This is a genomic window from Devosia sp. Z11_6, from assembly GCF_058133665.1.
The window spans coordinates 553,503-566,977 of record NZ_JBYUNQ010000001.1 but is presented as its reverse complement, the minus strand read 5'-3'; the positions used below and the strand labels follow the sequence as shown (position 1 = coordinate 566,977).

Below are 13,475 nucleotides of genomic sequence, written 5' to 3'. Positions count from 1 at the left end.
AGGGGACTAGGCTGCCGCCAGGCGACCCGGATTTCACCCAAGCGAGCGACGCAACCGCATGTCGATCAAAGCTGCCGTCTATCACCTCACGCACTACAAATATGACCGCCCCGTTTATTTGCAGCCCCAGATCATCCGGCTCCAGCCAGCGCCGCATTCCAAGACCAAGGTGCTCAGCCACGCACTCAAGGTGTCGCCCGCGAACCACTTCGTCAATGTGCAACAGGACCCCTACGGCAACTTCCTCGCCCGCTTCGTCTTCCCCGAACCCGTAACCGAGCTCAAGATCGAGGTGGATCTTGTGGCCGACATGACGGTCTACAATCCGTTCGACTTCTTCGTGGAAGAGCGCGCCGAAACCTGGCCCTTCCTGTATCCCGAAGACATCAGCGACGACCTGGCCATCTACATGAAGGCCGAACCTATTGGCCCGCTGGTTGAACAGTTCCTCGCCGGCATCGATCGATCGCCCACCAACACGGTGACCTTCGTCACCGGGCTAAACGCGCGCCTCCAGCAACACGTCGCTTACATCGTGCGCATGGAGCCCGGCGTCTGGAGTCCTGAGGAAACCCTGGGCAATGCCCGCGGCTCCTGCCGCGATTCCAGCTGGCTCCTGGTCAACATCCTGCGCCATTTGGGCTTTGCTGCCCGTTTCGTTTCGGGCTACCTGATCCAGCTCAAGCCCGATCTCGTGTCCCTTGATGGCCCCGCCGGTACGGACCGCGACTTCACCGATCTGCATGCTTGGTGCGAGGTCTATTTGCCCGGTGCGGGCTGGGTCGGTCTTGACCCCACTTCGGGCCTGCTCACGGGCGAAAGTCACGTCCCCCTGGCGGCCACACCGCATTACCGCAACGCCGCCCCGATCTCGGGTCTTGCCTCTTATGCCGAGGTCGACTTTGCTTTTGACATGCGCGTTGACCGCGTCGCCGAGCATCCCCGCGTCACCAAGCCGTTCTCGGATGCCGCTTGGGACGAGCTCAATGCGCTGGGCCATCAAGTCGACGCCGTTCTGGCGGCAAATGACGTCCGCCTCACCATGGGTGGCGAGCCCACCTTTGTCTCGATTGACGACTTCGAGGCCGAGGAATGGAACACGGGAGCGGTCGGGCCGACCAAGCGCGCCCTGGCCGATGACCTGATCCGGCGCCTGCGCCAGCGCTTCGCCCCAACAGGCCTGCTGCATTATGGTCAGGGCAAGTGGTATCCCGGCGAGACCCTGCCCCGCTGGACCTTCTCGCTTTACTGGCGCACCGACGGCCAGCCGGTCTGGCAGGATGAGAACCTCATCGCTCGCGAGGGAGTAGCCACCACCGCCAAGCTGGGCGACGCCGAAGCCTTCCTTGCGGCCTTCGCCCGACATCTGGGGCTATCCGGCGACACCATTGCGCCGGCTTACGAGGACCCGGGCGAATGGCTGCTCAAGGAAGCCAATCTGCCGCCCAATGTCGACCCGGCCAATTCCGAGCTCGCGGACCCCGAAGCGCGCTCCCGCATTGCCACTGTGTTCGAGCGCGGCCTGACCAATCCCACGGGCTATGTGCTGCCGGTGCAGCGCTGGAATGCACAGGCTTCCAGCCCCTGGCTGACTGAGAAATGGCAGACGCGGCGCGGCAAGCTGTTCCTGGCTCCAGGGGACAGCCCCGCTGGCTATCGCCTGCCCTTGTCTTCGCTGCCCCATCTCAAGCCAGTCGATTATCCCCATGTGGTGGCGCAGGACCCCGGCGCCCCCCGTGGGCCACTGCCGCCAGCCCACACTATCCTGCCCCACGCCGCCCATCCCGGCCTTTCCGCCGATCCGCGCGCCCAAACGGCCGCCGAGTTCACCGCCGCCGGCGAGCAGCAGGATCGCACCGAGCAGGTGATCAGCGAAATCAAGGGGGAGGTGCGCACTGCAGTCACCGCCGAAATCCGCGACAACAGGCTTTGCGTCTTCCTGCCGCCGGTGGAAACCCTCGAGGACTATCTGGAACTCGTTGCCGCCACTGAAGCCGCAGCCCGCGAAGTCGGCCAACCCGTGCACCTCGAGGGCTACGGGCCACCAACCGACCCACGTCTCAACGTCATCCGCGTTGCCCCCGATCCCGGCGTGATCGAGGTCAACATCCATCCCGCCAATAACTGGGATGAGTGCGTCGCCACCACGACTGCCGTGTACGAGGAAGCCCGCCATTCCCGCCTCGGCGCCGACAAGTTCATGATCGACGGTCGCCACACCGGCACTGGCGGCGGCAACCACGTTGTTGTGGGCGGCGCTACGCCCGAGGACAGCCCCTTCCTGCGGCGTCCGGATCTGCTCAAGAGCCTCGTGCTCCATTGGCAGCGCCATCCTGCGATGTCCTACCTGTTCTCGGGCCTCTTCATTGGACCAACCAGCCAAGCGCCCCGGTTCGACGAGGCGCGCCATGACAGCCTCTATGAACTCGAAATCGCCATGGCGCAGGTGCCGAACCCGGCATCGGGCGAGCCGGCGCCACGGCCTTGGCTGGTGGATCGCCTGTTCCGCAATCTCTTGACCGACGTCACCGGCAACACCCACCGCTCGGAGATCTGCATCGACAAGCTGTTCTCTCCCGACGGTCCGACCGGCCGGCTAGGCCTTGTGGAATTCCGCGGCTTCGAAATGCCCCCCAATGCCCGCATGTCCCTCGCGCAGCAGGTGCTGATCCGCGCGTTGATCGCCCGGTTCTGGACCGATCCGCTAGAGGGCAAGTTTGTACGCTGGGGCACGACGCTTCATGACCGCTTTATGCTGCCCCACTTCATCTGGCAGGACTTCCTTGATGTTCTGGCCGACCTTGAGCACCACGGCTTCCGGCTTGATCCCGCCTGGTTCGCCGCTCAACTGGAGTTCCGCTTTCCTTTCTGCGGCGAGGTGGAATACGAGGGCCTGCGCCTTGAACTTCGCCAAGCGCTGGAACCCTGGCACGTCATGGGCGAACAGGGTGCAATTGGCGGCACGGTGCGCTTTGTTGATTCATCGGTTGAACGGCTTCAGGTGAAACTTGAAGGTACCAATCCTGACCGCTACGCCGTGTGCTGCAACGGGCGCCCCCTGCCCCTGCGCAAAACCGACGCCGCCGGCACGGCGGTTGCGGGGGTACGCTTCAAGGCCTGGCAACCTGCCTCGGGGCTCCACCCGACACTGGAGCCAAACGCCCCCCTCGTGTTCGACATCTATGATCGCTGGACCGGACGTCCCGTCGGCGGCTGCGTTTATCACGTCGCTCATCCCGGCGGGCGCAACTACGACACTTTCCCCGTCAACGGCAACGAGGCTGAAGCGCGCCGCCTCGCCCGGTTCGTGCCCGGCAACTACACTGCTGGCGGCTTTGCACTGCACGAGGAACAACCAGCCGACGAATTTCCGCTGACACTGGACTTGCGCCGCCCCGCCAATCTGAACTGAGCACGCTCTCGCACGCTGAACGACAACAGGGCTGCTCGCTAGCTGGTTATCATAAGCCATCTGAGGCGCCAGCTGAACCGCACGTAAATCCTTCTGGCTAGGGCGGAGAGGAGATCACCGGAACCAAGTCGTTCCATCGCCGTTATTTGATCACGCACAACAAAGCGTGATTGCCAGTCGACCTGTTGGAAAACCTGGCTTTCACATGGAGGGCATCGTGAACAATTCTGTCCGCAACTTGAGCGAGCATGCACGCCACAGGGCACCGGCATGGTCACTCGAGGGCTATGATGGGGAGACTCACTATTCCGACGTGCTTAAAGCTTTGTCGCCTGCGTTCTTTATCTTGACCGTCGCTGCCGCTTTGATGCTCGCCATTCTTTAGCGGCCAGCGGCGATCGGAACTTTAGCGTCACTTAAAGGAGAGTTCCCATGACGTTAGGCACTATTCTCATCATCATCCTCATTTTGTTGCTGATCGGCGCGCTGCCCAATTGGGGCTATTCGCGCGGCTTTGGCTACTTCCCCTCCGGCATCCTCGGCGTGATCCTCGTGATCGTTCTGATCCTGGTGCTGATGGGACGGGTCTAACCCTCCCAGTTCAACCAATATGGCGCAGCCAATGAAATTGGCCTCTGCTCAAGCAGGACGCGCCTTGCGAGCCGGGAAGCCCCCTCCCGCGCTTGCCCTGTCACCCCGATGCCTTGTCGCGTCGGGGTGTCTTTCCCATTTCAGCGGGCCGCACACCGGATCAACCCGTAATCGTCAACTCCAGAGAAGGACCGCCTCATCATGGCCAACACTACCAGCACTGATCTTCCCCCGGGCGTCCGCAAAGTCGGCGCGGCCTCAGCAGCAGAAGACGCAATCCCCGCGGCCTCCAAGGAGCAACAGCTCGAGCAGCAGGTCAGCCAGCTCCAGAACGATATTCGCGATATTGCCGCAACATTGGCCCAGCTGACCGGCGAAAAGGTCACCGAAGCGCGCGGCATCGCCGAAACCGAGATGCACCGCCTCAAGCGCCGCGGCCAGAACGCTCTGGACGAAGTGCAGGATCAGGCCGGGGCGCTTGAGGAAAGCCTCAAGCAGACCATCCGTGAAAAGCCCTTCACCGCCGTGGCAAGCGCCTTGGGTGTAGGCTTCATCCTGGCGCTGCTGAGCCGGCACTAACAGCATGAACATGCTCGTGCCGCTTGCGGCCCTGCTCGGCATCGAGCTTGAGGCAATAACCGGTCGTGTCCGGCAGGCCATTATTGCTTACGCGATAATGGGCCTGTTCGGGCTGATCGCTTTCGGCTTCCTGCTGATCGCGGGTTATCTGGCCCTGGCCGATTGGCTGGGCGCCGTGCCCGCAGCCTTGATCTGCGCCGGGGTAGCGATCGTGCTGGCTTTCGCCACCTTCATCGTGATCCAGGTTAGCGCCGCCCGCCGCGAGCGCGAACAGGCGGAAAAGCGGCGGGCTGCCGAGGCCAGCGCCTTTGTCACCAGCGCGACCGTGACGGCCTTGCCTGCCTTGTGGAGGTCCTCGGCCCTACGCAACATCGCCCTGCCGGCGGCAGCCGCTGCCGCAACCTTCCTGTTCAGCCGCCGGCGCGGCAAGCGCACCGACGAATAAGCACCAAGCGCGACGCTCCTGGCGTCGCGCTTCAGACTTCCTCGGGCAGCGGCATCCAGATGCTGGCTTCCACGCCAGCCGGGTTGAACTTGAGATCGACCTTGCTGTCGAGCACCTTGGCAAGGCTCCGTTCGATCAGTCGGGCCCCCAGGCCATATTCTGTGGGCTTGCTGACTTTGGGGCCGCCCCGCTCACGCCAGTTCAGCGACAAGCCGCGCACCGGCGTATCGGTGATCTCCCAAACAATATCGACAACCCCGTTCTCGCTCGCCCAGGCGCCATAGCGATGGGTATTGGTGGTCAGCTCATGCAGGATCAGCCCTAGACCCAGGGCATGGTCGGCCGGCAACATGATGTTCTCACCCTCGACCTTGGCCCGGTCCGGCTCCTCCAGAAAATGCGGGCCGAACTGCGAGCCGATCACCTCATACATGGTCACGCCCGACCAATCACGATTGGCGAGCAGCACATGGGCGTCCGAGATGGTTTTCAGCCGGCCCGAGAATGCCTCGATGAAACTTTGCGGATCCGGGTTCTGCCGGATGGTCTGGCGTGCTACCGATTGAATCATCGCCAGCGTATTCTTGACCCGGTGATTGAGCTCACGCAGCAGCAGCCTGGTATTGTCGGCACTGAGCTTGTTTTCCGAGATGTCGGTGCTGGCACCCATCAGCACCAAGGGCCGACCATCAGCGTCGCGCTGGTAAACCCGACCGCGCATCGCCAGCCAGCGCGTCGCATCCGCTGAGCGGGCTTCGACATTGAAGTCAGCGCCTTCCTCGAGGCTACCCTTGATCTCCTCGCGCAAGCGCTCCTGATCATTGGCATGAAGAGCGTCCAACACCTGCTGCGCATCGATCGCCTCGTTATCGGGCAATCCATACATGCGCCGGAATGTATCGTTGCAGGTGATCTCCCCGCTCGGCACATCCCAAACCCAGCTGCCCACCTTGCCGGCTTCCAGCGTCAAGGCGTGGCGCCATTCCTCCCGGATCAATGCTGCAGCCGTGCGCGCCCGCACCCGCGCCTCATCCTTGAGCGACAAAAGGCTGGAGACCACGCCCGCCAGATCGACCAGTTGCGCGAGTTGATCGGGGTCAATCTCGGAGCGTGGCTGGGTGTCTAGGACGCAAAGCGAACCCAGGCGCTGCCCCCGCACCACCACCGGCGCGCCAGCGTAAAAGCGCACCTTGGGCGAACCCACAACGAAGCGATTATTCTCGAAGCGCGGATCGGCCGCGGTGTCGAGCACGACGAGCGGCTCGGATCCTGGCTCGGCTAGCGTATAGGCGCAAAAGGAGGCCTCCACCTCGCTGCCTTGCAGGTCATCCACGCCAAAACAGGAGCGAAACCATTGCCGCTCAGCGTCAAGCAGCGGCAGGAGCGCGAACTTGGCTCCAAACACTCTGGCAGCAATGCGGGTGAGGCGATCGAAATCGGCGTCGGGTTCGCCATACAGCAACTCAAGGCTTTCGAGCACTGCAAGTCGTTCAGGCTCTTCGAGAACTTGCCGAACGTGAGAAGGAAGAGAGCGTTGATTATCTGCCAATGTTTGTCCCGTTACCGGTTGCGGCAAATGGTGCAACGACAAGGCCGCACATCCATCAACCCAACCAAACGACCAGGGTGGTATTTGGTTGCCAATATTCTGCAATCATTCGGGAACCTGCATCGCCGGCTGCGGCAGCAGCACCGGCAGGCCGCCGGGATGAACCCGCAGTTTTACCAGTTTATCCAGCCGGATCAACTCGCCATCGATCACAGCATGGGCACCGCGCTTGCGTTTGGGAAAATGCAGCACCGCTTCCTCGACCAGGGTGGAGGTAACCAGCGGACTTGATTGCCAGGTGCCGCGAAAAACATCGACTACCAGCTTGAGCAGGGCCCAGCTCGACATGGGTTCGGCGACATAAACGGCCAGCAGGCCGGCATCCAATTGATCCGGATGCGGCAGCGGGCCCGAGCCGATGGGATTGTTGGAAACGACAATGCCCGACGCGCGCCGCCGCTGGCTGCCGGTGGGCGTATGCAGATCCACTTCGAAGTTGGGGGGCCGCACTACGGTCGCGGCCACGGCCCGCAGACTGGCGAAAATCTTTCCCAGCCGGCTCCGGTAAACCATGTCTTCGCGAATGCGCACCAGCCTGGCATGGACGCCCACATTGAACTGGTAGACAAAGGCGCGATCATTGGCGCTGCAAACATCGACCTGCCCGATAGTTCCCGCAGCAAGTGCCTCAAGCGCTTCATGCAGGTCCTGCGGCACTTTGAGAGACCGGGCAAACAAGTTCATCGTTCCGGCGGGAAGTACCGCCAGTGGCACCTTGGTGGCAAAGGCCACCCCCGCCGCTGCAGAAACCGTGCCGTCCCCACCAGCGGCCATAATGACGTCGACCCCCGGCGTTTCCGCCACGCGCCAAAGCTCACCCTGGACAGCTTTGCCACCCACCACCCGGCACTCGAGGGAATGACCGTGCTCGGCAAAAATCGAGATTGCCTCAGTGCTGAAGGCATCAAGGTCCATGGTGCGCAGCGTACCGCCATCGCGGTTCAGCACGGCAATGATGCGCATCCCCAGCCCTCTTAGCTGTGTGTCGGGTTTTCGGCAGAGTCTATCGTCGGCAGCGGCACCGAGATCTTCATGCCGCCTTCTTCGCGCCGCTCGTAAACCGGCACGCCGCCAAACTGTGCGGCCAATTGCTTGACGATCACACTGCCGAGCCCACCCTCGCCCAGGTCCTGATCCGGCGCAATGCCCACCCCGTCATCAGCCACCGCGAGCGTGGGCACGCCATCCTCCGAGCGCCGCAGCCGCACCGAGATTGTGCCACCCTGCCCTTCCGGGAAAGCATGCTTGAGGGCATTGGTGACCAGTTCGCCGACCAGGATGCCGATCGTGGTGGCATCCCTCGCTCCAATCACGAAGGGCTCCACATCCCCTTCGATATGGACCACCCCTGCATTGGCGGCGGTCAGCTTGAGATCATCAAGCACCGCTTCCATGAACTCATCGGCCCGGGCAGTTTCCAGATCGTCGCCCAAGCGCAGCCGTCGATGCGCCGACGCAATGGCGTGCACCCGGGAACGAGCCGACTCCAACGCCCTTTGCACCTCCGGCGATTTCGAGCGCAGCATCTGCAGCCCCAGCATGGACGATACCGTCGCGAGGGAATTGCCGATACGGTGATTGGTGTCCTGCAGCAGCGCCTCCACGCGCTGCCGTTCATGTTCGGCATGCGCGCGCGCTTCTTCCAGCGCCTGGGTGCGCTCGCGCACATGCCCTTCGAGTACCTCGTTTTGGGATTGCAGCGCCGACTGGCCATGGGCCAGCGACACGACCATGCGCTGCGATCTGCTAAACAGCGAATAAGCCAGGATCGCCGCTGCCGCCAAGGCGGTAATCACCGCACCCACCAGCCAGCGCCGCGACGTATCAATGGCGCGGTTACGCTCGCCCAGCCGCTGGTTTTCCTCGCGGATAAACTGCTCGAGCGACTCGCGAACCGAATCCATCAGCCGTGCCCCCATGCCGGTTTGGGTGAGCGCTTGCGCCTGATCGGCCCGCATGGTCCGCACCAGTTGCACATTGCGTTCCATTTCAGCGGTGCGCATCGCGATCTCGGAGGCGATTAGCGCCATCCGCTCGGCCTGGTTCGGGCGATCCTTGGTCAGCGCAGCCAGCGAGAGCATTCGGGTTTGAATTGCAGCACTCGCCCGGCGATAAGGATCAACGAAGCTTACATCGCCCGTGAGCAGATAGCCGCGCTGGCTGCTTTCCGCCTCCGCCAGGGCGTTGGTGAGCTCACGTGCCTGGTTGCGCACCTCATAGGTGTCGATCACGTCGCGCAGTTGCCGATCAATGCCCTGCATCATCACAAGGGCAGCCGCCGCGGCCAACAAGACCAGAGCCAGCGAGGCAAACACGGCCAGCCTTTGTATTGATCCGCGCGACGATACGACCGTTCCGGTCTGACTCAACCTGCCCTCACTTCAACATGCGCTTGGCGCGGCCCCGGCACGCTCTTGGTTAATGGGGGTGGCGGTTTTGAGGCCGATCCTCAGATAAACGGCCGATTCGGCTCCACTGTCCCGTCCCAATCAGCCAATGCCATCAGCCCATCGGGGTCCAGCACGTCGCACGCCCGGTCGAGCCATCGAATCAGCATGCGGTCGGCCAGCCGGCGCAGCGTCTTGTTGGTATGCACGATGGACAAGCCCAGCGTATCGGCAACATGGCTTTGCGTAATCGGGATATGCAGCGTGCGCGACGGCGCAAGGCCCACCGAAGCCGCGCGGTGATAAAGGAACGCAATAAGATAGGCCGCCCGCTCCGTGGCACTGCGCCGGCCTACGCTGAGCAGGTGCTCATCGAGCATCCGCTCTTCGCGTGCCGCAAGCCAGGTGACGTCAAAGCCCAGCCCCGGATGATTGCGGAACACCTCGTCCAGCCGATTGCGCTGGAACACGCAGAGCACCATGGGCGACAGCGCTTCTACGGAATGCTGCATTTCCCCAAGCACGGAGCCCTGCAGCCCCACCAGGTCCCCCGGCAGCACATAGTTGAGGATTTGCCGCCGCCCGTCCGGCAGGGACTTGTAGCGGAATGCCCAGCCCGACAGCACCGTATAAAGGTGGGCGTTGTTGACGCCTTCCGACAACACGGTGGTGCCGGTCTCGGCGATCAGCTCGCCCGTCTTGAAGGTGGAAATGAATTGCAGCTCGCCAGGGGAGAATTCGCGAAAGCGCGGCATCGCCCGCAATGGGCATTGCTGACAAGGCACCCGTCGACCGGAACTGGGCAGAACGAGACTCAAACAACACCGCGAAAAGCAAAGGGGCCCCTTGGCGGGCTAGCTAAGGGTCGGCCCCCTCACATGTCAAACTTTAATGACAGGATTCGCGCCGGGAGCCATTAGAGTGGCTCACATTATCGGATCGCCATGCTCACCGGCCAAACTGTTCTCGTTGTCGAAGAAGAACTGCTCATCGCGCTGGACATCCAGCGTGTGCTGGAAGCTTTTAATGTTGGTCAAACAACCCTGGCGCATTCCGTCGATGAAGCCCTCGCGCTCCAGGACCAGTGGAGTTCATGCGCCTTGGCGATCGTGGATCTCAAGCGCGCCTCCCCCGATGAGCTGGCGCTGTGCGAGGGGTTGCGCGGGGCCGGAGTCCCCCTGGTGTTCACCACAGCCGACTACATCACTGCTCGCGGCGTTCCTGGCATGAAGGATGTCTCGGTGGTCCTCAAGCCCGTGCCCGAGCAGAAATTGACGAGCGCCATTACAGGGGCGCTCGCCGGTCGTTCCTAGAACGAGTGGTTGGACGTGGTTACCTGCGTTGAGACTGCGTCGGGACCGAAATCGGCTTCGCCACTGATCTTGAGGATGTCCTGCAGGCGCGTGCGCGCACGGCTGACCCGGCTCTTCATGGTCCCGACGGCGCAATCGCAGATTTCTGCGGCTTCCTCATAGGAAAACCCCGAGGCACCGATCAGGATCACCGCTTCGCGCTGGTCATCGGGCAATTGGGCCAGTGCCTTCTTGAAATCCTGCAGGTCCATGGAGCCATATTGCGAGGGATGGACGGACAGCCGCTCGGTGAACGCGCCATCGCTGTCCTGAACCTCACGGCCGCGCTTGCGCATCTGGCTGTAGAACTCATTGCGCAGGATGGTGAACAACCAGGCCTTGATATTGGTGCCCATCTCAAAGCTGGATTGCTTCGCCCAGGCCTTCATGACGGTATCTTGCACCAGGTCGTCGGCCTTGTCGTGCTTGCCCGTCAGCGATACGGCGAATGCACGCAGGCTCGGCAAGGTCGACAGCATCTCTCGCTTGAAAGAAGGAGCCTCAACTTCCATGCCGTTATTCTCCGCCATGTTGAGGATTCTTGCGTGATTGTGCCTGCTCAGCGCTGTCGAGTTTCTCAAGAAGATCGAGCAATTGCTCGGGTACGCCCTCGTCTTGAACCGCGCCATAGAGCGCGCGCAGACGCGAGCCGATGTCCGAATTCGGACCCAAGCCGTCCTCCGCCCGCCCCTGCATACGCATACGTTGCTGGGACACAAAATTATCCTTTATCATGCCTATAAAACTGATCCGATTTGCCCACTAGGTCGGTAGAATGCACCGTCCTCAAAAAAGTTCCAAGCCATTGGAACTTTCATTTCACCGGTCCGTTTATTCGGATCGTGGCCACCACAAGCTTCAAGCGTCATTTGGGAGTTGTTAATGACTTTGTCCACGCGGATCGCTCCGCACTTGCCGTATCTGCGGCGGTTTTCCCGTGCAACCACGGGTTCTCAAACCTCGGGCGACGCCTATGTTGCCGCCACCCTGGAAGCTCTGATCGCGGACATCTCATTGTTCCCTGAAGCGTCAAACGACCGGATTGCGCTTTATAAGCTCTTCTCTGCCCTGTTCTCGTCTTCGGCAGTCAAGGTTCCCGAGCCTGCCTCCACCTTCGCCTGGGAGCAGCGCGCTGCCAGCAACCTTGCCAACCTTGCCCCCCGCCCCCGCCAGGCCTTCCTGCTCGTGGCTGTCGAAGGCTTCACCCATCCGCAAGCGGCGGAAATTCTGTCCGTCTCGGACGCCGAATTCGCCGCTCTCCTCGACGAAGCTTCGGTCGAAATCTCCCGGCAGGTTGCCACCGAGATCATGATCATCGAGGATGAGCCACTGATCGCGATGGACATCGAGCAGCTGGTGGAAAGCCTTGGCCATAAAGTGGTCAGCGTTGCCCGCACCCACAAGGAAGCGGTCAATCTCTTCAACCAGACCAATCCCCGCATGATCCTGGCCGATATTCAGCTCGCCGATGGCAGCTCGGGTATCGACGCGGTCAATGACATTCTCAACACCCATTCGGTCCCGGTGATTTTCATCACCGCCTTCCCCGAGCGGCTGCTGACGGGCGAGCGTCCCGAGCCAACTTTCCTCGTGACCAAGCCCTTCAACCCGGACATGGTCAAAGCCCTTATCAGCCAGGCTTTGTTCTTTGACGAGGGTTCGCGCGCTGCAGCCTAAGGGTACTGCAAACCATTGATCGGGCCGGGTTTTCCCGGCCCTTTTTTGTGCCTTGCAGGAACCGCGCTATCGGCCACCCGTTACCATTGCATTGGCAGGTCCGGGAGCAAACCCATGCTGTATTACGCGCTTGTCTTCCTTGTCATTGCGGCGTTGGCATTCATAATCGGCTTCGGCGGGTTCGCTGGCGCGATGGCCGGTGCCGCGCAACTTCTGTTCTTTTTGTTCCTGGCGCTGGTCGCCAGTTCTGTCGTCGTCGGCCTTATGCGGCGTGTCTGAAGCATCCTAGGCGATCCTTGCAAGCCAAAGGCGTACGCTGTTTCAGCGCCTTTGGCTTGCGAGGCAGCCGCAAATAGTGAGCAGTTAACGCCATGCCGAGCACCTCTACCGAGCCCCCCGAAGCTCTGCGGCTGCGCGCCTTGTCTGCCGGACTGGCGGGGCAAGGGATCACCATCTTGCACCACAACTCCCAGGGCCGTTTCGATCTGGCTGAAAATCTTCCCTCCGCCTGGGCCAACTGCCCGATCATTGGCAGCACCGAACGGGAGCTATTGCCCGAATCCGTCGCGTCAAGCTTTGCCGAGGCCGTTGCCGATTGCCGCGCCACCGGCCAAGTGCAAACCAACACCTTCGAGCTGCCTGACGGCCCCCGCCGCCGACAGTTCGAGGGCCGGTTCCTGCCCGACAGCGACGGGGTTATCATCGTCCTCAATGATATCACCGACGAGCGCAGCCGCGAGGCCGCCATCGCCGCGCTGCTGCGTGAAGTCAGTCACCGCTCCAAGAATCTCCTTGCGATCGTGCAAAGCGTCGCGATGCAGACCGCCCACCACAGCGGGGGCATCAAGGACTTCCTCGACAAGTTCCGCGGCCGCCTGCACGCGCTTTCCAGCACGCAGGACCTTGTGACCGAAAGCAATTGGCAGGGCACGCACTTCCAGTCGCTTGTGACCTCACAGCTCACCCGGGTGAGTTCGGCCATGCTCAAGGAGATGCGCCTGACCGGAGACAATCCCCTGCTCGGGCCCAACGCTGCCCTGCATATCGGTCTCGCCATCCATGAACTTGCCGCTAACGCCGTCTTTCACGGCGCGCTTTCGGATGGCCAGATGGGGCATGTCTGGATCGACGCGCAGGTAAGCCAGGAGGACGAGCAGCCCCCATCCCTCCTCATCGAGTGGCAGGAAACGGGCATCGACACCGAAAAAACCCGCCAGGCGCCCCGCTTCGGCACCATGGTGCTCGAGCGCATCGTGCCGCTTTCTGTCGGGGGCACCGCCAGCTTCACCATCGACGAGGACCGGCTGAGCTACCGACTGCGCGTCCCGGCCGACCAGTTCGGCGCTTGAACGCAGTCATGCAGCCGCAAACACGCGTTTTCCCTTGCTTATTGCCGTGGATTTGCATTTCTTGATTGCGAATT

General features: G+C 62.0%; 15 protein-coding genes. 9 read left to right on the top strand and 6 right to left on the bottom strand.

The features are described from left to right. Nucleotides 1–58 precede the first annotated feature (58 nt). The 5 genes from AC3YMN_RS02650 (at nt 59) to AC3YMN_RS02630 (ending at nt 5,027) form a co-directional block, all read left to right on the top strand. Nucleotides 59–3,412, top strand: coding sequence for a transglutaminase family protein (locus AC3YMN_RS02650; RefSeq protein WP_489888823.1), 3,354 nt, complete (start codon nt 59–61; stop codon nt 3,410–3,412). 217 nt (nt 3,413–3,629) lie between these two features. Further along, nucleotides 3,630–3,797: a hypothetical protein gene (locus tag AC3YMN_RS02645; RefSeq protein WP_164854853.1), complete on the top strand. Its 168-nt coding sequence runs from the start codon at nt 3,630–3,632 to the stop codon at nt 3,795–3,797. 47 nt (nt 3,798–3,844) lie between these two features. Then, on the top strand, nt 3,845–4,003 hold the full coding sequence (locus AC3YMN_RS02640; RefSeq protein ID WP_127753789.1) for a DUF3309 family protein: 159 nt from the start codon (nt 3,845–3,847) through the stop codon (nt 4,001–4,003). A 201-nt stretch (nt 4,004–4,204) separates the two neighbouring features. Further along, entirely contained in the window at nt 4,205–4,582 is a 378-nt protein-coding gene (locus tag AC3YMN_RS02635; protein WP_489888822.1) for an ElaB/YgaM/YqjD family protein, read from the top strand. A gap of 4 nt (nt 4,583–4,586) precedes the next feature. Continuing rightward, nucleotides 4,587–5,027, top strand: a complete 441-nt coding sequence (locus tag AC3YMN_RS02630; protein WP_489888821.1) for a hypothetical protein — start codon at nt 4,587–4,589, stop codon at nt 5,025–5,027. A 31-nt stretch (nt 5,028–5,058) separates the two neighbouring features. Here the strand turns inward: AC3YMN_RS02630 and AC3YMN_RS02625 are convergent, their stop codons facing one another. From AC3YMN_RS02625 to AC3YMN_RS02610, 4 genes are all read right to left on the bottom strand, one after another. Continuing rightward, complete coding sequence (locus AC3YMN_RS02625) at nt 5,059–6,507, bottom strand: sensor histidine kinase (RefSeq protein ID WP_489888820.1); 1,449 nt, start codon at nt 6,505–6,507, stop codon at nt 5,059–5,061. A 174-nt stretch (nt 6,508–6,681) separates the two neighbouring features. Further along, on the bottom strand, nt 6,682–7,599 hold the full coding sequence (locus tag AC3YMN_RS02620; protein WP_127753793.1) for a diacylglycerol/lipid kinase family protein: 918 nt from the start codon (nt 7,597–7,599) through the stop codon (nt 6,682–6,684). An 11-nt stretch (nt 7,600–7,610) separates the two neighbouring features. Continuing rightward, the gene (locus tag AC3YMN_RS02615) at nt 7,611–8,951 is read right to left on the bottom strand and encodes a sensor histidine kinase (RefSeq protein WP_489888819.1); all 1,341 of its coding nucleotides are present in this window, start codon (nt 8,949–8,951) and stop codon (nt 7,611–7,613) included. 134 nt (nt 8,952–9,085) lie between these two features. Then, nucleotides 9,086–9,778 (bottom strand): Crp/Fnr family transcriptional regulator, encoded by a 693-nt coding sequence (locus AC3YMN_RS02610; protein WP_172123918.1) that lies wholly within the window; start codon nt 9,776–9,778, stop codon nt 9,086–9,088. A 189-nt stretch (nt 9,779–9,967) separates the two neighbouring features. Here AC3YMN_RS02610 and AC3YMN_RS02605 point away from each other — a divergent pair, with 189 nt between their 5' ends. Next, nucleotides 9,968–10,336 carry a hypothetical protein gene (locus AC3YMN_RS02605; RefSeq protein WP_127753795.1) on the top strand — a complete coding sequence of 123 codons (369 nt, stop codon included), beginning with the start codon at nt 9,968–9,970 and terminating at the stop codon, nt 10,334–10,336. Here AC3YMN_RS02605 and AC3YMN_RS02600 read toward each other — a convergent pair. Together AC3YMN_RS02600 and AC3YMN_RS02595 are read right to left on the bottom strand one after the other, a co-directional pair. After that, complete coding sequence (locus AC3YMN_RS02600; protein ID WP_489888818.1) at nt 10,333–10,905, bottom strand: RNA polymerase sigma factor; 573 nt, start codon at nt 10,903–10,905, stop codon at nt 10,333–10,335. The two genes, AC3YMN_RS02605 and AC3YMN_RS02600, sit on opposite strands and share 4 nt — an antisense overlap. After that, nucleotides 10,892–11,092: a NepR family anti-sigma factor gene (locus AC3YMN_RS02595; RefSeq protein ID WP_348983115.1), complete on the bottom strand. Its 201-nt coding sequence runs from the start codon at nt 11,090–11,092 to the stop codon at nt 10,892–10,894. Before AC3YMN_RS02595 ends, AC3YMN_RS02600 begins: the two co-directional genes overlap by 14 nt. A 165-nt stretch (nt 11,093–11,257) precedes the next feature. Between AC3YMN_RS02595 and AC3YMN_RS02590 the strand changes: the two genes are divergently transcribed. The 3 genes from AC3YMN_RS02590 to AC3YMN_RS02580 all read left to right on the top strand — a co-directional run bounded on the left by AC3YMN_RS02590 (nt 11,258) and on the right by AC3YMN_RS02580 (nt 13,401). Next, complete coding sequence (locus AC3YMN_RS02590; protein WP_127753797.1) at nt 11,258–12,052, top strand: response regulator; 795 nt, start codon at nt 11,258–11,260, stop codon at nt 12,050–12,052. A 114-nt stretch (nt 12,053–12,166) separates the two neighbouring features. Continuing rightward, complete coding sequence (locus AC3YMN_RS02585; protein WP_127753798.1) at nt 12,167–12,331, top strand: DUF1328 family protein; 165 nt, start codon at nt 12,167–12,169, stop codon at nt 12,329–12,331. Between the two features lie 92 nt (nt 12,332–12,423). Then, on the top strand, nt 12,424–13,401 hold the full coding sequence (locus AC3YMN_RS02580) for a sensor histidine kinase (protein ID WP_489888817.1): 978 nt from the start codon (nt 12,424–12,426) through the stop codon (nt 13,399–13,401). Nucleotides 13,402–13,475: the final 74 nt, after the last annotated feature.